Source organism: Proteus columbae, assembly GCF_002777965.1.
Lineage (GTDB): Bacteria > Pseudomonadota > Gammaproteobacteria > Enterobacterales > Enterobacteriaceae > Proteus > Proteus columbae.
Window position 1 is genome coordinate 265817 of record NZ_NGVR01000021.1, and the last position, 25180, is coordinate 290996.

Sequence of the window (25180 nt, forward strand, 5' to 3'; positions counted from 1 at the left end):
ATTTAAAAGGCAATATGATGTCAGAAAATCGTGAAATCTTTCGTTTATTAGAAATTATGGCGCAACTACGTGATCCTAATACTGGATGTGAATGGGATAAAGTGCAGACTTTTGACACTATCGCACCTTATACATTAGAAGAAACTTATGAAGTGTTAGATGCTATTGCCCGTAAAGATTTTGCTGATCTAAAAGAAGAGTTAGGCGATTTACTTTATCAAGTGGTTTTTTATTCACGAATGGCGCAAGAGCAAAATTTATTTGATTTTAATGATGTCTGCGAAGCCATTAGCAATAAATTAGAACGTCGCCATCCTCATATTTTTGCCTCTGAAAGTGACAATAATTTATCAGCAGAAAAACATCGTTGGGAAAAGCTTAAAGCTCAAGAGCGTGAGGCAAAAGCTCAATTTTCATTATTAGATGATATTCCCGCTGCTTTACCCGCCTTAATGAAAGCAGAAAAAATCCAAAAGCGTTGTGCTTCTGTGGGGTTTGACTGGAATGAACTAGAGCCTGTTTTAGGTAAAGTTTATGAAGAAATTGATGAAGTGATGACTGAAGTAAAAAAAGAGCCTCAAGATGCCTCTCGAATTGAAGATGAGTTAGGTGATTTATTGTTTTCTGTGGTGAATTTATCGCGTCATTTAAAACAAAAACCGGAGCAAGCATTAAATCGAGCTTGTCGAAAATTCGAACAACGTTTTCGTTTTGTTGAAAAAACGCTCTCAGAAGAAGGTATAGGCATAAAAAATGCCTCATTGGAAGAGATGGAGATCTGTTGGCAGAAAGCCAAAAGACAACAGGTTGAGTGAATTGTGACACGCAAATTAACGCCAGCGTGGCATAAAATGCGGTAAAAATAGTCTGTAACATCTCGTTCTTTCAGCTATTTTTATAAAAATTTTTAAAAAGCGAAATTATAAAAGGTAATTTCGTTTTTTTGTTTTTGGATAATTTAAAATCTTGCAGTTACATTTTATTGCATTAAAAGTGTGATCAACATCAAAAAAATTAAAAGCATGATCATAAGCAAAAGATCTCGCTATAAACCTGCTACACTTAATATCGTGAAAAAAATAAAGCATCTCTTGTTTAAAAGTGATATCTTAGCTGAAAGGATTAAGCTAAAATGCTTGAGAAATATTTTCACGGGTTTAGTTTATTGAATTTTTACTGTTTTTTCGTGTTTAAACGGATAAGTGGCGTGATGAAAAAGAACTTTATACTACTAAGAATGTTTGTAGCGAAAATAAGGTTCGGGTATACTGTGTTCCCGTCCAGTTATATCCATCATCCTAATACACCTAAACTTTCAGGTTCAGCATGAAAACGAATTATATTTTTGTGACCGGCGGGGTCGTATCCTCTCTGGGTAAAGGCATTGCCGCAGCCTCTCTGGCGGCTATACTCGAAGCCCGTGGACTCAATGTCACCATGATGAAGTTGGATCCGTATATTAACGTCGATCCAGGTACTATGAGCCCAATTCAGCACGGGGAAGTCTTCGTCACTGACGATGGTGCTGAAACTGATCTCGACTTAGGACACTATGAGCGCTTCATTCGCACGAAAATGACCCGTCGTAATAACTTCACGACAGGTCGCGTATACTCAGAAGTATTACGCAAAGAGCGCCGTGGTGACTATCTTGGGGCTACAATTCAAGTTATTCCTCATATTACTAATGAAATCAAAGAACGCATCATCCGTGGCGGTGAAGGCCATGATGTCGTTTTAGTTGAAGTTGGCGGAACAGTTGGTGATATCGAATCTTTACCATTCTTAGAAGCAATTCGCCAAATGGCAGCAGAAGTGGGCCGCGAGCACACATTCTACCTGCATTTAACATTGGTGCCTTATTTAGCTGCTTCTGGTGAAGTGAAAACCAAACCAACTCAGCATTCTGTAAAAGAATTACTGTCGATCGGCATCCAACCTGATGCGTTGATTTGCCGTTCAGACCGCGTTATTCCTGCAAACGAACGTGCCAAAATTGCACTGTTCTGTAATGTACCAGAGAAAGCGGTTATTTCATTAAAAGACGTCGATTCCATTTATAAAATCCCTGCACTATTGAAATCACAGGGATTAGATGATTATATCTGTAAACGATTCAGCTTAGATTGCCCAGTCGCAAATCTTGCAGAATGGGAACAAGTTATTTACGAAGAAGCTAATCCTGAAGGCGAAGTAACCATTGGTATGGTGGGTAAATATGTTGAATTACCAGATGCCTATAAATCAGTGATTGAAGCATTAAAACATGGTGGTTTCAAAAGCCGTGTTACTGTAAATATCAAACTAATTGATTCACAAGACGTTGAAACTCGTGGCGTAGAAATGCTTAAAGGGTTAGACGCAATCTTAGTACCAGGTGGTTTTGGTGAACGTGGTGTTGAGGGCAAGATTATGGCTGCTCAATATGCTCGTGAAAATAAAATCCCTTACTTAGGCATTTGCTTAGGTATGCAGGTTGCTATGATTGAGTTTGCTCGTAATGTTGTTGGTATGGAAGGCGCAAACTCCACTGAATTTGCACCAGATTGCAAATATCCAGTTATCGCGTTAATTACTGAATGGCGCGATGAAAATGGCAACATTGAAGTGCGTTCAGATGAAAGTGATTTAGGTGGCACGATGCGCCTTGGTGCTCAGCCTTGCCATTTAAGTGGTGATAGCTTAGTTCGTACACTGTATGGCAAAAATACCATTACAGAGCGCCATCGTCACCGTTATGAAGTAAATAATCTACTATTAAAACGTATCGAAGATGCGGGTTTACGTATTGCAGGTCGTTCAGTAGATAACAAACTGGTGGAAATTATTGAAAATCCAAACCATCCTTGGTTTGTTGCTTGTCAATTCCACCCAGAGTTTACCTCAACGCCGCGTGACGGCCATCCGTTATTTGCAGGCTTTGTGAAAGCAGCCTTTGATAACCAAAAAGGTCTGCTGAAATAGGATATATGAGAAGAGATAGGGTATCTCTTCTCGGAAATTTAACTTGTACAGAGGAAAACCGAATGTCCAAAATCGTTAAAGTACTTGGTCGTGAAATTATTGATTCTCGTGGTAACCCTACAGTTGAAGCAGAAGTTCACTTAGAAGGTGGTTTTGTTGGTATGGCGGCTGCTCCATCAGGCGCATCAACAGGTTCTCGCGAAGCTTTAGAATTACGTGATGGTGATAAATCACGTTTCTTAGGTAAAGGTGTTCTGAAAGCGGTTGCTGCTGTTAATGGCCCAATCGCTAAAGCGATCCTTGGCCAGGATGCAAAAGACCAAGCTAACATCGATAAAATCATGATCGATTTAGACGGTACTGAAAACAAATCAAACTTTGGTGCAAACGCAATCCTAGCGGTTTCTTTAGCAAACGCAAAAGCAGCAGCTGCTGCGAAAGGTATGCCTTTGTACGAGCACATTTCTGATCTGAACGGTACTCACGGTCAATATTCTATGCCTCTGCCAATGATGAACATCATCAATGGTGGTGAGCACGCAGATAACAACGTTGATATCCAAGAATTCATGATCCAACCAGTTGGCGCGCCTTCTCTGAAAGAAGCAGTGCGTATGGGTTCAGAAATCTTCCATCACTTAGCAAAAGTGCTGAAAGCAAAAGGTATGAACACTGCAGTAGGTGACGAAGGTGGTTATGCACCAAACTTAGAATCTAATGCTGCTGCATTAGCTGCTATCAAAGAAGCAGTTGAGAAAGCAGGTTACGTTTTAGGTAAAGACGTTACTCTGGCTATGGACTGTGCAGCTTCTGAGTTCTACAACAATGAAACTGGTAACTACGAACTGAAAGGCGAAGGCAAAACCTTCACTTCACAAGAGTTCACTCATTACTTAGAAGAACTGACTAAACAATACCCAATCGTTTCTATCGAAGATGGTTTAAACGAATCTGACTGGGATGGTTTCGCATACCAAACTAAAGTTCTTGGTGACAAAATCCAACTGGTTGGTGACGACCTGTTTGTAACTAACACTAAGATCCTGAAAGAAGGTATCGATAAAGGCATCGCTAACTCAATTCTGATCAAATTCAACCAAATCGGTTCACTGACAGAAACTTTAGCAGCAATCAAAATGGCGAAAGATGCAGGCTACACAGCAGTTATCTCTCACCGTTCTGGTGAAACTGAAGATGCAACTATCGCTGACTTAGCAGTAGGTACAGCAGCAGGTCAAATCAAAACTGGTTCTATGAGCCGTTCTGACCGTGTTGCTAAATACAACCAACTGATCCGTATCGAAGAAGCATTAGGTAACAAAGCGCCTTTCAACGGTCTGAAAGAAGTTAAAGGCCAAGCATAATCTGCACCTTTGATTAAAAAATCTTATTAATTTTAAAGGGGCGAACCTTGAGTTCGTCCCTTTTTTTTAGTTTTTTACGGAAAAAATAGAATATTTATTCTTAACACCTTTGAAAAAAGTGTGATGTGTAAGAGAAAATAGTGTTCAATTATTACTCTTTTATTAATAAATTGGTTAATTCTCGTGGATGAGATCTCAAATATAGCTTTTGCACATTTTCAATGGAGAGAAATGTTTTTATATTTCACATATAACCTATTTCGTTAACAATTTAAGCTTAGTGAATCCAATGTTCATATCAGCTAATGTGGAGTATTATCATGGACGCGTCCAATTTAGCCCCATCGGCGAAGTCTAGCCCGATAAACAAACGAGGGTTAATTATTCTGGCTATTGATGTGGTGTTATTACTACTTTTGCTAGAATTTTTACCTTATGATCCAAAGGCCAATGCAGGTTTAGCATTAATGGTGTTTGTGGGTGTGTTATGGCTGACAGAAGCTATTCACGTTACGATAACAGCACTATTTATACCTATATTAGCCGTTGTACTTGGGCTAATGAATACCAATGAGTCATTAAAATCATTTGCGAATCCCATCATTTTCTTATTCTTCGGTGGCTTTGCATTAGCGACAGCACTTCATATTCAAGGGCTAGATCGCTTAATTGCTAACCGCTTGCTGATGATTGCAAAAGGTAAACTTTCAATCGCGGTATTGCTGTTATTTGGTGTGACTGCATTACTCTCAATGTGGATAAGTAACACAGCAACAGCTGCGATGATGCTACCTTTAGTATTAGGTATTTTATCTAACTTAGATATTCGTTCAGAGCGTAATACTTTTGTATTCGTATTATTAGGTGTCGCTTATAGTGCAAGTATCGGTGGTTTAGGTACATTGGTTGGTAGTCCTCCAAATGCGATTGCAGCAGCTCAACTGAATTTAGATTTCATTACATGGATGAAGTACGGTATTCCAATCATGTTGGTCTTATTGCCTATCATGTTTATTGTGATGTACCTAATGTTGCGTCCTAACTTAAAACATAAATTTGACCTAAAATTAGAAGTGTTAGAGTGGAATAACAAACGTGTTATCACCATGATAATCTTCTTAGTTACTGTATTTTGCTGGATCTTCAGCTCTTTTATCAGCAGTGCTTTTGGTGGTGTAAAAGATTTAGATACAGTCATTGCGGTCAGTGCAGCAATTGTTATCGGTGTAACAGGTGTAGCAAGCTGGAGCCAAATCCAAGAGAACACAGAATGGGGCGTGTTAATGCTGTTCGGTGGTGGTTTAACACTGAGCGCAATTTTACAATCTTCTGGTGCAAGCTTAGTTATGGCTGACTTTATGAAAGATACTTTCGGTAACAGTCATTGGTTTGTGATCATTCTTGCGGTAACAACCTTTATTATTGTCTTAACTGAATTTACCAGTAATACCGCGAGTGCCGCGTTATTAGTACCTATCTTTGCAACAGTAGCACAAGCATTAGGTATGCCAGTTATGGCGTTGACGATGATTATCGGTATTGGTGCATCTTGTGCGTTCATGTTGCCTGTTGCAACCCCACCAAATGCGATTGTCTTTGGTTCAGGTTACATCAAACAAACTGAAATGGTACGTGTTGGTGGTGTACTAAACTTAGTGTGTATCTTAGTTATCTCTCTGTTTGCTTGGTTCTTCTGGCTATAAGTTAGTTCGCTAAATTAATTAAATAGAGATAAAAATGAAGCGCTTGATAGTTAAATATCAGGCGCTTTTTTATTGGCAATAAAAAAGCCATCTCCATTTATTACCTCTAAGGTCTTAAATATATTGATGGCTTTAAAGAAGCTTAAGTACAGAAAACTATTTTATATACAGTGTTAATTGAGTACCCGGTTTTAACATTTTAATGTCAGCGTTCCAGCTCATTAACTGCTTTAGGTTAATGCCGTGGCGACGGGCAATACTGTAATAAGAGTCACCTTGGCGTACTTTATAGTAGCTTGGTGAAGGTTTTGTTGGTTTCGTTGTCGTGGTATTACTGACACTACCTGCATTATGAATTTTTAATGTCTGACCAACTAGTAATGTGCTCTTTGCATTCAATCCATTAATACGTTGTAAGTCTTTTACACTCATATTGTAGCGACGAGCAATAGCGTAAAACGAATCCCCTGAACGAACCTTATACACGCCTTCTTGCTTAATAGATTGGTTCGTTTTGGCAACAGCCAAGCGAATAGTTTCTAATACAGCTTCATCCTCAAAAGCGTTACGGAATTGGTCAAGCTTATTGCGAGGCAACATAATGACATGAGGGCCATTCGGTGCAGTTATTCCACGCTTATAGCCGGGGTTATAATCTTTCACGGTATTAATAGGTAACTGACTTAACTCAGCGACTTTATTTAACGTGATTTGTTCGCCGACATCAAACGAGGCTAATGCTTTATCGCGATAGTTACTTTTTGGAAAAGTAATGGTTTGTTCGTTTTCACGAATAACTTTGCTCAATGCGAGAATTTTCGGCACATAATTCATCGTTTCTTTAGGTAAAGAAAGCGACCAATAGTCTGTTGGTAAGTTTTGACTCTCATTTGCCTTTATTGCTTGCATAACACGGCCTTCACCTGCGTTATAAGCAGCAAGGGCAAGTGCCCAATCACTATCAAACATCACATACAAACGCTCTAGTAAATTAAGGGCAGCTTTAGTTGATGCCATAACATCACGACGACCGTCATACCATTGGTTTTGTGCCAAACCATAATAATTACCGGTTATCGGCACAAATTGCCATAAACCTGCTGCATTTGCAGAAGAGGTAACATGGGGATTAAACGCACTTTCAACGACAGGAACAAGAGCAAGTTCCATCGGTAATTCACGTTTTTCAATTTCATCAATAATCGAATACATATAAGGTTCAGCGCGAGAGGCAACGCTCTGTATATGTTTGGGATTATTTAAAAAATATAATTCTTGCTGCGAGATCCTTTCATTTTCAGGGAGGTCCATTTTTAATTCACTTACCACATAACCCCATAAATTGGTTTTTACATCATATTGAGGTTGGTGAGAAGTTGAAGTCCCTTTCGTTGATGTTGGTGTGATCGCAGACAAATTAGGTTTAATGTTCTCAGATTGCTGGCAGCCCGCCAATAGCAATAAGGAGAACAAAATCGCTTTTGTCTTCATAATAGAAAAATTCATCCTGTGTGTTTTTTGAACCAAATGATACTTAGTGTGCCAAAATAAAACAATCAATAGAGATTAAAAGTTGTCTTTTAATTCTCTTAATTTTGTAAATGCCTTAATTGGAGCGTAAGTATTAGTGGTTATACCTAAAATCCTTTGTAAATCAATATCGTCAGATTTCAAAAAAAGATTAATGTTCTTTTCGTTTTTCAGTGTTATTGGCACAGTAGGTTGCAAATTTTTACGCATTTCACTAACTTGGGCTAAATAATCGGTGATAAGTGCATTTTCTGGCATGATGTGGTGTGCAAAGTTCATGTTTGATAGGGTGTATTCATGAGCACAACAAATTAATGTGTTATCAGGTAAAGCACTCAATCTTTGTAATGAACTAAACATTTGTTGTGCAGTACCTTCGAATAAACGACCACAACCACCAGAAAAAAGTGTATCGCCACAAAATAAATATGGCTCACAATAATAAGCAACATGACCTAATGTATGACCCGGTGTGCCAATCACATTAAAAGTGAAAGTACCAACAATGATGCGCTCTTGATTATGAATAATATTTTCGGCACCTTTACTTTGTGTTTCTTGTGGGCCAAAAACGTCAATGTTAGGATATTTTTTTACAAGTTCAGCAACTCCCCCAACATGATCATCATGATGGTGGGTTAATAAAATCGCGATAGGTGTTAGTGAGCGTTGTGAGAGCATTTCAATAACTGGTTTGGCTTGTGACGGATCCACAATCACACATTCACTATTTTCATTACTTAATAGCCAAATGTAGTTATCGGATAAAGCAGGAATTCTGATAAGCTCCATATAAGTTACCTTACTTATAAAATAAAAAGGGTTAAACGATGAAAGCAGCGCGTTCAGTAAAACCAATTACAATGCCGGATTCTTGGCGTGATATTCCTTGGGGGGAATATTATCGCATGGCAATTGAACTGCGTTTACAAAACTGGTGGCCAAAAATGTATGGCTTTCATTTACTGAAACTCGGTCAACTCAGTGTCGAACTGGATACCAAATTAAGTATCGTTTCACATCAAGTCAATGTGACATCGAATGCAATAAATGCGGATGTTATCGCGTCTTTAGATTATCTACCCTTTGAAAATAAATCGGTTGATGTTTGCCTTATGGCTCATGTGCTTGATTATAGTGCAGATCCCCATTGGTTATTAAGAGAAGCTGATCGTGTTTTAATTGACGATGGCTGGATAGTATTAACGAGCTTTAACCCTATTAGTTTATTAGGACTGGGTAAATGCACGCCCCTTTTACGACAAAAGCAGCCTTATTCAAGTCGTATGTTTTCACTTCGACGCCAAATTGATTGGCTTAGTGTGCTAAATTACGAAGTGATGACACAACAGAATTTCCAAATTATGCCATTTTCAAGGCCAATAAAACGTGATGGTAGCCGCTATCACACTGGTGGCTGTTTAAATTTAATTATTGCTCGTAAAAGAACGCTTCCTTTAACACCCACTGCATTGAAATTTGCATTACCACGCATGAGTGTAAAAGGTCGAGTATTAGGTGCTACACGCAATCACTTAGAGCCATAAAATATGATTCATTGTGTTTTATCTTTCTGGCTTTCAATATAACCAGTATCTTCTTGTGTGGGTGATTGAGCTGCCGTTTTTGCTAATTCATCACAACGTTCATTTTCATCATGACCTGCATGGCCTTTTACCCAATGCCATTCAATTTCATGACGAGTAATCGCACTATCTAGGCGTTTCCATAAATCGACATTAAGCACAGGGCTTTTGTCTGCTTTACGCCATTGGCGCTTTTTCCAGCTATGGATCCACTGTGTGATACCCTGTCTGACATATTGGCTATCTGTTGTCAGTGTAATTTTACAAGGGAATTTTAATGTTTCTAATGCTACGATAGCGGCAAGAAGTTCCATTCGGTTATTGGTGGTCATAAAAAAACCTTCACTTAGGGTTTTTTCATGTTGTTGATAGCGTAAAATAGCGCCATAACCACCAGGGCCTGGGTTGCCTAAGCATGAACCATCGGTGAATATTTCTACCTGCTTGTGCATAAAGGCGACTTATCCTTTTTGATTAATACGAAAAACTAACCCTAAGTCTGACATAAAAACGGATTATGAGCACTCCAATCACACGACAAATTGTACTTGATACCGAAACCACCGGTATGAATAAGCTGGGCGTTCATTATGAAGGTCATAATATCATTGAAATTGGTGCCGTAGAGGTTATCAATCGTCGACTAACAGGGCGAAATTTCCATGTTTATATTAAGCCTGAAAGATTAGTTGATCCTGAAGCGTTTGAAGTTCACGGTATTAGTGATGAATTCTTAGAGGATTGTCCTTCTTTTGCAGATATTGCTGATGAATTTTTAGAATATATTCGTGGCGCAGAGCTGATCATTCATAACGCATCGTTTGATATCGGTTTTATGGATTATGAGTTTAGAAAACTTAATCGTGATATTCCGCCTACCGAAACGTTCTGCCAAATTACCGATAGCCTTGCAATGGCAAGGGCATTATTCCCAGGTAAACGAAATAATCTTGATGCTTTATGTGATAGATACTTAATAGATAACTCTAAACGTACTCTTCACGGCGCGTTATTGGATGCTGAAATACTTTCTGATGTTTACTTGGCAATGACCGGTGGACAAACCGCATTAGCATTTTCAATGGAAGGCGAATCAAGTAACGAACAAGAGCAAAATGATATTCAGCGTATCGAGCGCCCAGTTTCAGGATTAAAAGTAATAAGAGCAAACGCAGAAGAACTTGCTGAGCATGAGTCTCGATTAGATTTAGTTGAGAAGAAAGGCGGGCATTGTTTATGGCGCCCAGCATCAAATGATGAGGCAGTTTGAATATAAAAAAAGCACAAAGGGTAAGTTGAGATTAAAATTTATCCAAATGCATCTTTTTGTTAGAAAAACAGTTGACGACAAGGCAAGAGATTCGTAATATTCACCTCGTCCGAAAGGATACGCGGAGCGGTAGTTCAGTTGGTTAGAATACCTGCCTGTCACGCAGGGGGTCGCGGGTTCGAGTCCCGTCCGTTCCGCCAACATTCCAAACCCCAGCATTTATGCTGGGGTTTTTGCTTTTCTTAGTCCAAAAAAATTTCTAATCTTAATTATTCTAATCCTCAATTAATACACTATTTTTAATAGCTGATAACTTATTTCTTANCCAAACCCCAGCATTTATGCTGGGGTTTTTGCTTTTCTTAGTCCAAAAAAATTTCTAATCTTAATTATTCTAATCCTCAATTAATACACTATTTTTAATAGCTGATAACTTATTTCTTAGTTATTTCTTCTCTTTACAGATCTCATGGCTTTTTTAAGACTAATATGGGGTAAAGTTTGATAAAAAAAATTTAATTATTTAGGTTGTGATATGTTGACACCCAAGTTAATCAATTATTTTAAAGATCAAAATTGGTGGTTTGAAGAAGAAGAACCTCAGTTATTATCAAGAATTCGAAACTGAACAAGCCGAATACAGCAAAAATAAAGAGATAAAACAAGCCATTGTTCAGTTTATCCTTGAAATGAAACAACATGGTGAGTAAGCATTCATTGATGAGGCGCTAAACCTTATATTTCACCATACAGGGAGTCATATTGATTGTAGAATTCTAGATGAAATCATGCCCCCTATTATTGAAAAAAATATTATTACACAGGAATTGATTGATAAAAATCTGAGAGAGAATTCACCTATGGGGCGTTGGTTTTAACACAAAGGAAAATAATGAAAAAAGATAAGCTTGTTATTAATGAAATATACAATGAGTTATTTGAAGATAATCTTTTTTATCATTACTCATATTTTGAAAACCAGTATATTACGGTGATAGTCGATAGAATTGATGTTGAGTTTATTGAGCCGATTAATCATGACTTTTTTTGACGAAGTACAACACAAAGTACAGTGTACCGCTTTTTTTTCTAATATGGGAAAAGCGGATTTACAGTCTGATAATGTGATTTTATTTTCAGGGCTGGAGAGTTTACTGCTCTCTGAGTTGGATTTTATATGGTTACCTACCTCACCAACTCAAGATGATCCTTTTTATACAAAGCAAACCCTGCCTAAAGCATTAATAGAACAACGTATAAAGATAACGCGTTGTGTGATGGATAGCGTGAAAAATATCTCATGTGCCCCATTTCAATATGATGCCCATGATTTCAATATTGCAGCTAAAAATGCGATTAGTTACGCATTTCGGCAATACTTATCAGAAAAATACTTTTCCCTTGGAGACAACTGGGAAAATATTGTTAATATCTACTACCAAGGATATTGGCCAATAGGGATTTACCATAATAAAGTAATAATTATTTGAATTTAATAAGTTTTTCAATAAATTGTATAATGGCATAAGGACTTAGAGAAATGGATATCACTAAAATTTATCAATATAAATTAAGAAAACTATTTAATCCAAGAGCAGTTCCTTTTGAGCATGATATTTTATTTTTACAGCCTTGGGACGGTGAGTTGGATGAAATTATTTCAGTAAAACTAAAAAATAAATCAGCTCTTTATCTTTCGTGGTGGAATGAGCTTTTTAATTCAAAAAAAGTAGATGAAATTATTAGCGATGAACCTTATGATCAAAATTATTATCAATTTTTTTCTTTTCTGAGGATCTTGCCTAATTTATTATCTATAAATAGAACTGAAAATTTTTATAATAAAAATTTATTTTCAAGCTATATCGTTTCACAATTAAAATCCGATCTTTCTTTTTTAGGTAAAGAAAAAGAGAATACCTATAAAACCGAACTTATTAACTATTTATTCTATGATATTGGATTTGCTGATTTTTATTATCATTATTTTTTAGTTAAAGATAATAAACTCTACTTTCGTTATTCTAGTGATGAAGTCATAAAAATTGATGAGCTAATTAATACAACCTATGATCTTGTATTAAAATACAGTAATGAAAAATATCATGACGATTTGAATATAATTAAAAAACAACAAATAGAGATCATTCAATTTATTCTAGAGGAAGATAAAAACTTTATTTTTACACTAGAAGATCAATATTTAATTTATCTATCACCTGAAAAATTTATCACAACGTATAAAAATGATACGGATAAAATATTTAAAATATTAGCCAGTTTATTAAGTAAAGATCAATCAGCACTCAATACCTTTGTGTCTAAAATGATCATCATGAACTATAATTATTATGTTTTGAAAAACAACCCAAATGAAATTTTGAAGTTAAAAGCTTTTTGTAGAAGAGATAATTTAAAATTTTTTCTATTATTGAAATCAATTATTGATTTGCATTTTTTTGTCAGGAAAGAAGATTTTAAGGAATTACACTTAGAATATTACTTATCTAAAATTAATTAAAAATAAGTAGAATATATAAATAAATTATTTCTTATAAAAGAAGTAACAACTGTGTTACGCGATGTTTTCCTTTTAGCTATATATGATGTAAATAAGATTTTTATTACTGAATCAGTGAATTATCTGCTTTTTATCTTATTTAAGCCCTTATAATTCTACGTCCTTGTAACAAGTTCAGTCAGTTATTAGGCTATAATCAAAACAGATACGGTATTTCTTTGATTTGATGGATAATTCAGCAATGAAATTTTATCTTGATTAGTCATATCAAGCTAAGGTTTAATAGCACGCTTCTCAATTGCGCAAATAGTTTCCTTTTTTTCTTTTTGTTGCGCAACAATGCGGTGGTGTAATGTTATTTTCCGCTTTGATCGTAAAAAATGCCATGAAAATCAAAGAATTATTGCTTTATGCTAATTACGATAGCCACCTTTGTGGATTTTTTATATTGCGGTTTTTTGTCCGCATTGAGAGAATCAGCTATCTAGATGCTTTTTATCCGACTTGGAGTAGAAAATGACCACTCGTAAAACCCTTGCTAATGCGATCCGTTTTTTAAGTATGGATGCTGTGCAAAAAGCGAAATCAGGACACCCTGGCGCCCCTATGGGTATGGCTGATATTGCAGAAGTATTATGGCGTGATTTTTTAAATCATAACCCAACTAACCCTAACTGGGCTGATCGTGACCGTTTCGTTTTATCTAATGGTCATGCTTCAATGCTGATTTACAGCTTACTGCACCTGTCTGGTTATGAAGTTTCTTTAGATGATCTGAAAAACTTCCGTCAATTGCATTCTAAAACACCAGGTCACCCAGAATATGGTTATACCCCAGGTGTTGAAACAACAACGGGTCCTTTAGGTCAAGGTATTGCAAACGCAGTGGGTTTTGCTATTGCAGAACGTACATTAGCGGCTCAATTTAACCGTCCTGGTCATGATATTGTTGACCACTACACCTACGCCTTTATGGGTGATGGTTGTATGATGGAAGGTATCTCCCACGAAGTGTGTTCTTTAGCAGGAACATTACAGTTAGGTAAACTGATTGCATTCTATGATGACAATGGCATCTCTATTGATGGTCAAGTGCATGGTTGGTTTACTGATAACACAGCAGAACGTTTCGACGCTTATGGCTGGCATGTCATCAGTGGCATTGATGGTCACGATGCAGCAAGCATTAAAGCAGCGGTTGAAGCAGCAAAACAAATTACTGACAAACCTTCACTGCTGATTTGTAAAACCACTATCGGTTTTGGTTCTCCTCATAAAGCAGGTACTGCTGATTCTCACGGTTCCCCATTAGGTGATGCAGAAATCGCTGAAACACGTAAAGCGTTAGGCTGGGAATACGGCGCATTCGAAATTCCACAAGAAATTTATAAAGAGTGGGATGCGAAAGAAGCGGGTAAAGCAAAAGAAGCTGCATGGGATGCTAAATTTGCTGCATACGCAGAACAGTTCCCTGAGTTAGCGGCTGAATTCAAACGTCGTGTTTCTGGTGAATTACCAGCAAACTGGGAAAAAGATTCCAAAGCATTTATTGAAAATCTGCAACAAAACCCTTCAAGCATTGCAAGCCGTAAAGCGTCTCAAAATGCATTAGAAGCATTCGGTAAAGTATTACCAGAATTCATGGGCGGTTCTGCGGACTTAGCACCAAGTAACTTGACTATGTGGTCTGGTTCTAAAGCGCTGAACGAAGACAAAGCGGGTAACTACATCCATTATGGTGTGCGTGAATTCGGTATGTCTGCAATCATGAACGGCATTGCATTACATGGTGGTTTTGTTCCTTACGGCGCTACCTTCCTGATGTTTATGGAATATGCACGTAATGCTGTACGTATGGCTGCGCTGATGAAGATCCGCAGTATCTTTGTTTATACTCATGACTCTATCGGTCTGGGTGAAGATGGTCCAACTCACCAACCTGTTGAGCAAATGGCAAGCCTGCGTGTAACGCCAAACGTGAGCACATGGCGTCCATGTGACCAAGTTGAATCAGCTGTTGCATGGAAATATGCAATTGATCGTAAAGATGGCCCAACAGCGCTGATCTTCTCTCGTCAAAATCTTGCACAGCAACCACGTACACCAGAGCAACTGGCAAACATCGAGAAGGGTGGTTACATCCTGAAAGATTGCGCTGGTACGCCAGAATTAATCTTTATTGCAACAGGCTCTGAAGTTGAATTAGCGGTTAGCGCTTATGAACAACTGACAGCTGAAGGCCGTAAAGTACGTGTTGTTTCTATGCCAGCAACAGATGCATTTGATAAACAAGATGCAGATTACCGCGAAGCAGTATTACCAGCATCAGTAAAAGCGCGTGTTGCTATCGAAGCAGGTATTGCTGACTACTGGTTCAAGTATGTTGGTTTAGATGGCGCGATTGTAGGTATGCGTAGCTTCGGTGAATCTGCACCTGCAAACGAATTATTTGAAGAGTTTGGTTTTACTGTTGAAAATGTGGTTACACAGGCAAAATCTTTACTTAAATAATCAATAAATGTTAACAAGAGCACATTTTTGGGAAGAATTTCTCAGATGTGCTCTTTTTTTATCCTTCTATCTTTGTTTACTATTGCGATCTTCTCTCATTTCTCGTAATCTGATTATCAGTAAGCTGAACCGTTTCAGTTAATCTTAAAATGTCGGTGACTGCACAATTTCTAGATTTACTTGATTTATCGTTGTTGATTAGTATCTTGCTCTATTATTCTAAGCGGTTGCAAATCACTAGTTATCAAGGAAGTCACATGACAATCAGAGTCGCTATTAACGGTTTTGGTCGGATAGGGCGTAATGTGTTAAGAGCGCTTTATGAATCAGGTAAACGAGCCGAAATAACGGTTGTTGCAATAAATGAATTGGCTGATGCACAAGGTATTGGGCATCTTCTCAAGTATGACTCTAGTCACGGACGTTTTGCTTGGGATGTACGAATTAATAACGATTTATTGCAAGTGGGTGATGATACTATTCGTTTATTTCATCACGCTGATATTACTGATTTACCTTGGGGTGAACTTGGTATTGATGTCGTACTTGATTGTAGTGGTGCATATGGCTCCCGTGCTGATGGCGAAGCGCATATTGCACAAGGCGCAAAGAAAGTGCTTTTTTCTCATCCCGGTACAACGGATTTAGATGCAACTGTCGTTTTTGGTGTGAATCAACACGAACTTAAAAAAGAGCACCGAATTGTTTCAAACGCATCTTGTACAACAAATTGCATTATTCCCATCATTAAGATGATGGATGACGCGTTTAATATAGAATCAGGAACAGTAACAACAATCCATGCAGCCATGAACGATCAACCCGTGATTGATGCATACCATAAGGATTTACGCCGTACTCGAGCAGCAGGACAATCTATTATTCCTGTTGATACGAAACTGGCTGCAGGAATTACGCGAATTTTCCCGAAATTTAAGGATCATTTTGAGGCAATTTCTGTACGAGTTCCTACAATTAATGTGACGGCAATTGATTTAAGTGTCACTGTAAAAACTGCTGTAAATGTGTTAGATGTCAATCAGTTAATTCAAAAATCAGCAACTGGCGCATTTCGTGGTATAGTGGATTACACAGAATTGCCATTAGTCTCAACTGATTTTAACCACGACCCTCATAGTGCAATCGTTGATGGCACACAAACAAGAGTCAGTGGGCAACACCTGATCAAGACTTTAGTCTGGTGTGATAATGAATGGGGCTTTGCTAACAGAATGCTTGATACAACGTTAGCAATGGCTGCAACTGGTTTTAAATAATCATGTTTTAATGACGGTGTCGCGTAATAATACAAGGCACTGAACAGAAGATTACTAAATTTTAGAGAATCAATGAGAGGATTCATCATGTCTGTAATTAAGATGACCGATTTAGACCTAGCGGGTAAACGAGTTCTTATCCGTGCTGACCTGAACGTTCCAGTTAAAGATGGTAAAGTGACTTCAGATGCGCGTATCCGTGCCTCTTTACCAACAATTGAAGCCGCGTTAAAACAAGGCGCTAAAGTGATGGTAACTTCTCACTTAGGTCGTCCTACTGAAGGTGAGTACAACGAAGAGTTCTCTTTAAAACCAGTTGTTGACTATCTGAAAGACAAATTAACTGCACCAGTTAGCCTTGCTAAAGACTATTTAAATGGTGTTGAAGTCAATGCTGGTGAATTAGTTGTTCTTGAAAACGTTCGTTTTAACAAAGGCGAAAAGAAAGACGACGAAACGCTGTCTAAACAATACGCTGCATTATGTGATGTATTCGTCATGGATGCATTCGGTACCGCTCACCGTGCTCAAGCATCAACTCATGGTGTTGCTAAATTCGCACAAGTTGCTTGCGCGGGCCCTCTGTTATCAGCAGAGCTTGAAGCATTAGGTAAAGCATTAGATAAACCTGCGCGCCCAATGGTTGCGATTGTTGGTGGTTCTAAAGTTTCAACTAAACTGACTGTATTAGATTCTTTATCAAAAATTGCTGACCAATTAATCGTTGGTGGTGGTATCGCAAATACCTTTATCGCAGCAGAAGGTCATCCAGTAGGTCGCTCTTTATATGAAGCAGACCTTGTTGATGATGCTAAAAAACTGATGGAAAAATGTGATATTCCAGTACCAAGTGATGTTCGTGTTGCAACTGAATTCTCTGAAACTGCAGACGCTGTTTTAAAATCAGCAAGTGATATCAAAGATGATGAACAAGTACTGGATATCGGTGATGTTACAGCAGAACGTTTAGCAGAGATCCTGAAAAACGCGAAAACTATTCTGTGGAATGGTCCAGTAGGTGTGTTTGAATTCCCTAACTTCCGCAAAGGTACAGAAATCATCGCTAATGCAATCGCAGATAGTGAAGCATTCTCTATCGCTGGTGGTGGTGATACGCTGGCTGCTATTGATTTATTTGATATCGCAGACAAAATCTCTTACATTTCAACCGGTGGTGGTGCTTTCTTAGAATTCGTTGAAGGCAAAAAACTTCCTGCTGTTGCAATGTTAGAAGAACGCGCTAAACAGTAATTAAGTCAGCTCATACAGGTAGGAAGCTATTTTCTACCTGTTCCAAATATAGGATCTTATTACATGTCTAAAGTTTTTGATTTCGTGAAACCGGGTGTCATCACTGGTGATGATGTACAAAAAGTATTTGCAGTAGCAAAAGAAAACAAATTTGCTCTGCCTGCGGTTAACTGTGTAGGTACTGACTCAATCAATGCTGTGTTAGAAGCTGCTGCGAAAGTTCGTTCTCCTGTTATTGTACAGTTCTCTAACGGTGGTGCTGCATTTATCGCAGGTAAAGGTCTTAAATCTGATGTACCACAGCAAGCTGCTATTTTAGGCGCAATTTCTGGTGCTCATCATGTGCATCAAATGGCTGAATACTACGGTGTTCCTGTTATTCTGCATACTGACCACTGTGCGAAAAAATTATTACCATGGATTGATGGTCTGTTAGATGCTGGTGAAAAACATTACGCTAAAACAGGTAAACCACTGTTCTCTTCTCACATGATTGACTTATCTGAAGAGTCATTAGAAGAAAACATCGAAATCTGTGCTAAATATTTAGCGCGTATGGCTAAAATCGATATGACTTTAGAAATCGAATTAGGCTGTACAGGTGGTGAAGAAGACGGTGTTGATAACACGGGTATGGACAGCTCTGCGCTTTATACTCAACCAGAAGATGTTGCTTACGCATACGAAAAACTGAGTGCAGTAAGTCCTCGTTTCACTATTGCGGCATCTTTTGGTAACGTTCACGGTGTTTATAAACCAGGTAACGTTCAGTTAACGCCAAAAATTCTACGTAACTCACAAGACTACGTATCAGAGAAATTCAATCTGCCACACAATAGCTTAGATTTCGTTTTCCACGGTGGCTCCGGTTCTTCAGCAGAAGAGATCAAAGAAGCTGTTGGCTATGGTGTCATCAAAATGAATATCGATACAGATACTCAGTGGGCAACTTGGGATGGTATCTTACAGTTCTACAAAAAGAACGAAGGCTATCTGCAAGGTCAATTAGGTAACCCAGAAGGTGCTGATAAACCTAACAAGAAATACTACGACCCACGTAACTGGTTACGTCAAGCACAAGCATCAATGGTTGTTCGTTTAGAACAAGCATTTAAAGAACTGAATTCAGTTGATGTTCTGTAATTGAATCATTCTTAATGATTAAACTAAACCCGCTTATTTGGCGGGTTTTTTTATGTCGGCTAAAAAGCTATCAGTCAGTTTGATTTTGATGATATTTATCTTTAAACGTTGACGATGAGATACATAGATAATCAATATCTTTAGTCTTAGGGATATCTTGCCAATATGAAATGAGATGTAGCGTTGATATAACGCAGATATAAAAAAGCGCCTATTAATAAATAGACGCTTATATTGAGCAATATATTGATTGGAAGATTAGCCTGTGACTTTAACGTCTTTGCTTTCTTCTTTCATCATGCGGTTTAATAAAGGTACGGTTGCCCACATAACGATACCTACAATTAAGGTTACAATACCAATTTTACCAAATACATCAGTATAAATAGGTAATGTTTGTAGTGGATCAGTAATGCCTTCAGGTGCTGCTGTGAAAGTCGCTACATAACCCCCTAACAGATAAGCTGTGGCCTGTGTTAAGAACCACATACCTAAAATAAAGCCCATCATGTATTGCGGTACGAATGCTGCAACCATTGCTAAACCTAACGCACTGATCATCAGTTCGCCTAAGCTCTGGAATAAGTAAACCAGAACGATAAACCAAGGAGATGTTAAGCCTTGAGCATCGGCAAACCACATACCTGATGCTGCTGCTGTAAGGAATCCTAATGAGCACAGAAGCATACCAGCAGTAAACTTCGCTGGCATTGAGAAGTCTTTACCTTTCGCGCCAAAATGGCTGTAAGCGATAGCAAGGATTGGGCTAGCAACAATGATCCAGAATGGGTTTAGTGCTTGGAAGCTTACAGGGTTAATATCAAAGCCCAAAAGCGTGTGATGAACGTTATGAATAGCAAAGAAGTTCAGTGAAGTAGGCATCTGAGCATACAGAATGTAGAAAACAACAGCTTCTAACATCAGAACAAATGCAACATACATTTTATTACGAGCAACTCTGTCTTTTTGTTTAAAAGCTTCACGGAAATAAATGAAGACAACAATAATAGACAGACTGACTAAAACGATATTTGCAATCATCACATTGTGCAATAACCATGCACAAACAAATACCATCGCAATTGAGCCAGCAATAACTAATAACAGTTTGCTAAAGCTCATTGGTAAATGGTCTGGTTCAGAACCAATATTGGCAACCATTTTACGACAGAAGAAATAAACTAATAACGCCATGATCAAGCCAACACCACAGATATTATAAGTCAGTGCATATCCGTAACGTTCTGCAAGTACAGGGGCGATAGATAAAGAAATTAATGAGCCGATATTGATCGACATATAAAATAGCGTAAATGCACCATCAAGACGTGGATCTTTAGGTGGATAACATTTTGCTAATAGGCTGGCAGGGTTGGCTTTAAATAAACCATTACCTACTGCGATAGTTCCTAATGCGTAGAAAATTAAATTAGGATACATAATTGACATACCAGTCATGAAATAACCGATAGCCAAGACGATAGCACCTAAAACAATTGTTCGCTTTGTTCCTAATAAGTGGTCACCAACATAACCACCAATAGAAATAAGCCCATAAACCAGTGCAGAGAATGCACCAAAAGTAATGAAAGCCTGTTCTTGAGAGAAACCGAGTTTACTAACAAAATAAACGGCAAGAATACCTTGTACGCCGTAGTAACCAAAACGTTCCCATAATTCTACAAAGAAAATCATAAAGAATGGTTTAGGCTGTTGTAATAAACCGACTTGAGCGGGTTTATCCATATCTGTAATGCCCCTAATTATTATTTATTTTCAACAACGATGTTATTTACTCACATTCACGAGGAATGTTACACGACGCTAACATTATCTGTCGCATTTAGAGTGATGTTTGCAAATTTAAGAAGGTAATCAGCAAGTCGAGTAGACTAATATATTGATGGAATGACTTCTCAAAGGTTGATCACACTGTGGGTAAGATTAATACCAGATTGAAAAAAATATTCATTAGTTTATTTTCAAATAAAGTCATTTAATTGATCTTTGGTATAAAATATAACCAAGAAAATTATTATTTGTTTATATTTTAATCTGAGTGAATTAAATAAAGACAAAGGGTAAAAGTAGAGAGAAAATATTTTTGATTATGTGACTGATTGATTCTAGAAAGAAAATTTTCATTATAATTAAAAATTATTCTTTTATAACAAACAGATGTTAATAAATATTTAATAAATATCTAAAAGCGAGTCAATGTTACTTCGTTAAATAAGTATTCACTTAATATGAGTAAATATTTAATTTTATGATGTGATTATAATCAATAAAAAAACGCCCTTATTAAAAGTGCGTTTTTATCTTGAGGTAAAATAGGTGAAATTTAAACAGAGATTGGTACTTGTTCATTTTTAACAGAATGGAAACGACGTTTGAAATAAATAAGCCCATCACCATCTTCACGCACTGAAATATTCTTAATTTCGGTCATATAAACAAAATGTGTACCAACTTGGCGTACATCATAAATATCACCTTCTAGGCAGGCAAGCGCATTTGTTAGTACGGGTTGTTGTAATTGTCCGTTTTGCCATCCTGGTTGGGTAAAGCGCTCAGCCATCGCGAGCCCTGTCATTCCGGCGAAATGACATGCCATTTCTTCTTGCTCATGATTCAATATATTGATGCTCAGTTTCCCATTTTTTTGAAAAATAGAGTTCATCTGACTTTTACTGTTGATGCAAACCATCACGGTAGGCGGGTTATCAGTAACAGAACATACCGCTGTTGCTGTTAAGCCACAACATCCCGCATCGCCATTTGTTGCCACGATATTGACCGCAGCACCTAAGCTTGCCATCGCATCCCGAAAAAGTGGGTTAGCCTGTTTTTCCTCAGACATTATTTACTCCTACTGCCAGACTTCTCGTCTGTGGGCGTCTTCACTTAAAATAATTATTAGTTAGATAACTAATAAAATCATCTAACTACTCCGCTAACAAAGTTGTAATGTTATTGCCGGTTTCTTTGTTGCGTTGTTTTAAAGCCGTAACGCTACCGCGCATGAACAAAGATAGCAATCTTTCTTTGTTACAACCTGTTAACTTTATCTCAAAAAATTGTGAGACAACCTTATCGCTAAACACATTATTCCTAATTCAAAGGTAGGATAATAGGCAAATTAGGCTACTTTTTTGATTGGTGAAGAGATAACACAAATTGCCAATTCATAAAAATTTCGTATAGCTCAAGATGTTGCGAAAGATGAAATTAATCTTAAAAAAGGAGCATGGGTGATAAATTGCACAAAGGGAAGAAAATTGCAAAAATTGAGTCAACTTTATTTATTTGTTAATATGAATAATTGTAACAATTAGTCTATTCTTAGAATATAGTCGTTTTATAAACCATAAACAGCGGTACTTTTTCACTGTCTATATTGAGTGATATTTTGTCATTTCACCTATAACACCATATAAAGAGCTTCTTGATTATGCATGAATCATTAACTATCGCGCTATTACAAGCACGGGAATCTGCGATGGGTTTTTTTCGACCTGTTCTCAAAGAGCATAATCTGACAGAACAGCAGTGGCGGATTATTCGCGTACTTGCGGATAAACGTTCTATTGATTTTCACGAATTAGCACAAAAATCGTGTATTCTTCGACCAAGTCTAACGGGTATTCTGATTAGAATGGAAAGAGACGAGTTAATTTGTCGTTTAAAACCAATAAGTGACCAACGTAAACTTTTTGTTTCACTTTCTGCCAATGGGCAAAGTTTATACGATAAAATTCAGCCTAAAATTGAAGAAGGCTATCAATTACTTGAGCAAAAATTTTCGACTGAAAAACTACAACGATTGTCTGGATTATTAAAAGAGCTGATTGCGCTTAACCAAGATGATGTCGAACAATCAGAAAAATAAGTTATTTGATAAGAAAAAAGGAGATGCTATGACATCTCCTTTTTGTTGCTATTACGCAGATAAAATTATTGCTTACCTAATACATGCAAGAAGTGAATGTGTTTTTCGTACTGATCAAGAATATCGTGAATGATTTGTTCTTTCGTCCAACCCATTACATCGTAATCTTGCCCACCTTCTTTTAAATGAATTTCAGCACGATAATATTTATGTTCTTCATCTCTTTCTTCATCACTTAATCCAGCTAAAGCAAAGGCGGGTTGAGTATAAAAACGCAGGCGAACTTCATAGAAGAAATTCATGTCATCGCCTAAATCAACTTCAAAACCAATTCGATCATCTTCTTCATTATGGATAAAACATTGCGTCGCTTGCTTACTTAACTCGGCAGACACCATTTCCATTGAAGGTTGAATCACTTCATCCATAAAACGTTTTACATGAGAGCGTTTAGGAAAATAAGCAATATTTCTTAAACGACGTTGCCAAGGGATCGGATTGCGGCTTGCTGGTGGTGCAATTGTCGTTAGTTGTTGGCTATCTCGTTTATATACATCTACTCGCAATGCTTTTATTAGCCCATAAATAGAAGCAAGCAATACTATTGAGAAGGGAAGCGCACTTGCAATGGTTACAGTTTGTAGCGCAGTTAAACCGCCAGCCAACAATAGAGTAATTGCAGAAACGCCCATTAAACCTGCCCAGAAAATACGTTGCCATACGGGTGTTTCGCTATCACCACCAGAAGCTAAAGTATCAACAACCATAGCGCCTGAGTCTGCTGAAGTTACAAAGAAGACAATGACCATCAACATCGCAAAGAAGGATAAAACAGATGAGAATGGGAAATAATTTAAGAATTCAAATAAAGCCAATGACACATCTTGTTGTACGATATTGGCGAGGGCTTCTGCACCTTTATCTTTGATTAAATGAATCGCGGTGTTACCAAAAACAGTCATCCAAAGTAAGGTAAAGCCAGCAGGAACAAACAGAACACCCACCACAAATTCACGAATAGTACGGCCTCGTGAAATACGGGCGATAAACATCCCTACAAATGGAGACCATGAAAGCCACCATCCCCAATAAAGCAGTGTCCATCCCCCTAACCAATCGCTCGATTTTGGCTCGTATGCGTAAAGATTAAAGGTTTTACTGACAATTTCGGATAGATATCCTCCCGTATTTTCAACAAATGATTTTAATATCAATACGGTTGGACCGAGAATAATGACTAATAAAAGAAGAATAACCGCCAATCCTAAGTTCAGTTCAGATAAAAAACGAATACCTTTTTCTAAACCAGAAACAACGGAAATGGTTGCAAGCCCTGTGATCACAACAATCAATACGACTTGAACAGTTGGATTAATAGGCACATTAAAGAGGTGATTTAAACCAGCATTAACTTGCAGAACACCAAAACCAAGAGAGGTTGCGACACCAAATACGGTTCCCATAACAGCGAAAATATCAACAGCATGACCAATTGGGCCATGTATGCGATCACCAATAATTGGATAAAGTGCAGAGCGCAGTGTTAACGGTAAACCATGGCGATAAGAGAAGAAAGCTAAGATCAAAGCGACAATGGCGTAAATTGCCCATGCATGTAATCCCCAATGGAAAAAGGTTAATCGCATCGCTTCTTTTGCGGCTTCTATGGTTTGAGCTTCACCAGTCGGAGGCATCAGGTAATGCATAACAGGTTCAGCAACACCAAAGAACATTAAGCCAATTCCCATTCCTGCTGAAAAGAGCATGGCAAACCAAGCAAAATAACTAAAGTGAGGGCGAGCATGATCAGGCCCTAATTTAATTTGACCAAAGCGGGAAAGCCCTAAATAAGTCACACTCAGCAAAACCAATGCAACGGCTAGAATGTAGAACCAGCTCGCATTCGTGAAGAGGTTTTCCTGAAGATGCCCTAGTTTATCATTAGCCAACTCCGGAAATAACGCAGAGAAACCAACGACCAGTAAAATTAACAACGCTGATGTATAAAAAACGGGAGGATTAATTTTCATCCTAACTTTTTGAGGGGTTATATCGTTTTGTTGACTCATAGTTAACCTATTTTTTGTTATTTTCCTAGAAAGAGACTTTTCGCTACCCACTATCTGATTGTTTATGTCATCAGAAAAGAAAAGTTCATAAGAAAATTT

Annotated in this window: 20 protein-coding genes and 1 tRNA gene; 15 read left to right on the forward strand and 6 right to left on the reverse strand. The window is 37.7% G+C overall.

What is annotated here, in order from left to right; genetic code table 11:
* Nucleotides 1-17 precede the first annotated feature (17 nt).
* The 4 genes from mazG (at nucleotide 18) to CBE70_RS10625 (ending at nucleotide 6031) form a co-directional block, all read left to right on the forward strand.
* Complete coding sequence (gene mazG / locus CBE70_RS10605) at nucleotides 18-815, forward strand: nucleoside triphosphate pyrophosphohydrolase (RefSeq protein WP_100159322.1); 798 nt, start codon at nucleotides 18-20, stop codon at nucleotides 813-815.
* Between the two features lie 511 nt (nucleotides 816-1326).
* Nucleotides 1327-2964, forward strand: a complete 1638-nt coding sequence (gene pyrG / locus CBE70_RS10615) for a glutamine hydrolyzing CTP synthase (protein WP_075673391.1) — start codon at nucleotides 1327-1329, stop codon at nucleotides 2962-2964.
* Between the two features lie 62 nt (nucleotides 2965-3026).
* A complete protein-coding gene (gene eno, locus CBE70_RS10620) occupies nucleotides 3027-4328 on the forward strand; it encodes a phosphopyruvate hydratase (RefSeq protein WP_099074305.1) in 1302 nt (433 codons plus the stop codon).
* Between the two features lie 320 nt (nucleotides 4329-4648).
* Entirely contained in the window at nucleotides 4649-6031 is a 1383-nt protein-coding gene (locus CBE70_RS10625; RefSeq protein ID WP_100159323.1) for an SLC13 family permease, read from the forward strand.
* Between the two features lie 156 nt (nucleotides 6032-6187).
* On the opposite strand, the gene mltD is transcribed toward CBE70_RS10625, so the two are convergent.
* Nucleotides 6188-7522, reverse strand: a complete 1335-nt coding sequence (gene mltD, locus CBE70_RS10630; RefSeq protein WP_100159324.1) for a murein transglycosylase D — start codon at nucleotides 7520-7522, stop codon at nucleotides 6188-6190.
* A gap of 75 nt (nucleotides 7523-7597) precedes the next feature.
* Nucleotides 7598-8353 (reverse strand): hydroxyacylglutathione hydrolase, encoded by a 756-nt coding sequence (gene gloB, locus CBE70_RS10635; RefSeq protein ID WP_100159325.1) that lies wholly within the window; start codon nucleotides 8351-8353, stop codon nucleotides 7598-7600.
* Between the two features lie 38 nt (nucleotides 8354-8391).
* Between gloB and CBE70_RS10640 the strand changes: the two genes are divergently transcribed.
* On the forward strand, nucleotides 8392-9108 hold the full coding sequence (locus CBE70_RS10640) for a methyltransferase domain-containing protein (RefSeq protein ID WP_100159326.1): 717 nt from the start codon (nucleotides 8392-8394) through the stop codon (nucleotides 9106-9108).
* Nucleotides 9109-9116: 8 nt separating this feature from the next.
* Here the strand turns inward: CBE70_RS10640 and rnhA are convergent, their stop codons facing one another.
* Entirely contained in the window at nucleotides 9117-9599 is a 483-nt protein-coding gene (gene rnhA / locus CBE70_RS10645; RefSeq protein ID WP_023581088.1) for a ribonuclease HI, read from the reverse strand.
* 65 nt (nucleotides 9600-9664) lie between these two features.
* On the opposite strand from rnhA, the gene dnaQ reads away from it, so the two are divergent.
* From dnaQ to fbaA, 9 genes are all read left to right on the forward strand, one after another.
* Nucleotides 9665-10417 (forward strand): DNA polymerase III subunit epsilon, encoded by a 753-nt coding sequence (gene dnaQ, locus CBE70_RS10650; RefSeq protein ID WP_100159327.1) that lies wholly within the window; start codon nucleotides 9665-9667, stop codon nucleotides 10415-10417.
* A gap of 123 nt (nucleotides 10418-10540) precedes the next feature.
* Nucleotides 10541-10617, forward strand: a tRNA-Asp gene (locus tag CBE70_RS10655).
* 384 nt (nucleotides 10618-11001) lie between these two features.
* Nucleotides 11002-11127 (forward strand): hypothetical protein, encoded by a 126-nt coding sequence (locus CBE70_RS18620; RefSeq protein ID WP_269800199.1) that lies wholly within the window; start codon nucleotides 11002-11004, stop codon nucleotides 11125-11127.
* A gap of 327 nt (nucleotides 11128-11454) precedes the next feature.
* Complete coding sequence (locus tag CBE70_RS10660; RefSeq protein WP_100159328.1) at nucleotides 11455-11907, forward strand: hypothetical protein; 453 nt, start codon at nucleotides 11455-11457, stop codon at nucleotides 11905-11907.
* Nucleotides 11908-11957: 50 nt separating this feature from the next.
* Nucleotides 11958-12938 (forward strand): hypothetical protein, encoded by a 981-nt coding sequence (locus tag CBE70_RS10665; RefSeq protein ID WP_100159329.1) that lies wholly within the window; start codon nucleotides 11958-11960, stop codon nucleotides 12936-12938.
* A gap of 516 nt (nucleotides 12939-13454) precedes the next feature.
* Nucleotides 13455-15449, forward strand: a complete 1995-nt coding sequence (tkt, locus tag CBE70_RS10670) for a transketolase (protein ID WP_100159330.1) — start codon at nucleotides 13455-13457, stop codon at nucleotides 15447-15449.
* A gap of 257 nt (nucleotides 15450-15706) precedes the next feature.
* Nucleotides 15707-16726 (forward strand): erythrose-4-phosphate dehydrogenase, encoded by a 1020-nt coding sequence (epd, locus tag CBE70_RS10675; RefSeq protein WP_100159331.1) that lies wholly within the window; start codon nucleotides 15707-15709, stop codon nucleotides 16724-16726.
* 87 nt (nucleotides 16727-16813) lie between these two features.
* Entirely contained in the window at nucleotides 16814-17977 is a 1164-nt protein-coding gene (gene pgk / locus CBE70_RS10680) for a phosphoglycerate kinase (protein WP_100159332.1), read from the forward strand.
* 63 nt (nucleotides 17978-18040) lie between these two features.
* A complete protein-coding gene (gene fbaA / locus CBE70_RS10685) occupies nucleotides 18041-19120 on the forward strand; it encodes a class II fructose-bisphosphate aldolase (RefSeq protein WP_098940983.1) in 1080 nt (359 codons plus the stop codon).
* Between the two features lie 258 nt (nucleotides 19121-19378).
* On the opposite strand, the gene dtpB is transcribed toward fbaA, so the two are convergent.
* Together dtpB and hpaC are read right to left on the reverse strand one after the other, a co-directional pair.
* Nucleotides 19379-20866: a dipeptide/tripeptide permease DtpB gene (dtpB, locus tag CBE70_RS10690; RefSeq protein ID WP_100159333.1), complete on the reverse strand. Its 1488-nt coding sequence runs from the start codon at nucleotides 20864-20866 to the stop codon at nucleotides 19379-19381.
* 598 nt (nucleotides 20867-21464) lie between these two features.
* Nucleotides 21465-21983, reverse strand: a complete 519-nt coding sequence (hpaC, locus tag CBE70_RS10695) for a 4-hydroxyphenylacetate 3-monooxygenase, reductase component (RefSeq protein WP_100159334.1) — start codon at nucleotides 21981-21983, stop codon at nucleotides 21465-21467.
* A gap of 591 nt (nucleotides 21984-22574) precedes the next feature.
* On the opposite strand from hpaC, the gene hpaR reads away from it, so the two are divergent.
* Nucleotides 22575-23012 (forward strand): homoprotocatechuate degradation operon regulator HpaR, encoded by a 438-nt coding sequence (hpaR, locus tag CBE70_RS10700; RefSeq protein WP_100159335.1) that lies wholly within the window; start codon nucleotides 22575-22577, stop codon nucleotides 23010-23012.
* Nucleotides 23013-23077: 65 nt separating this feature from the next.
* On the opposite strand, the gene betT is transcribed toward hpaR, so the two are convergent.
* Nucleotides 23078-25081: a choline BCCT transporter BetT gene (gene betT, locus CBE70_RS10705; protein WP_100159336.1), complete on the reverse strand. Its 2004-nt coding sequence runs from the start codon at nucleotides 25079-25081 to the stop codon at nucleotides 23078-23080.
* Between the last annotated feature and the right edge of the window lie 99 nt (nucleotides 25082-25180).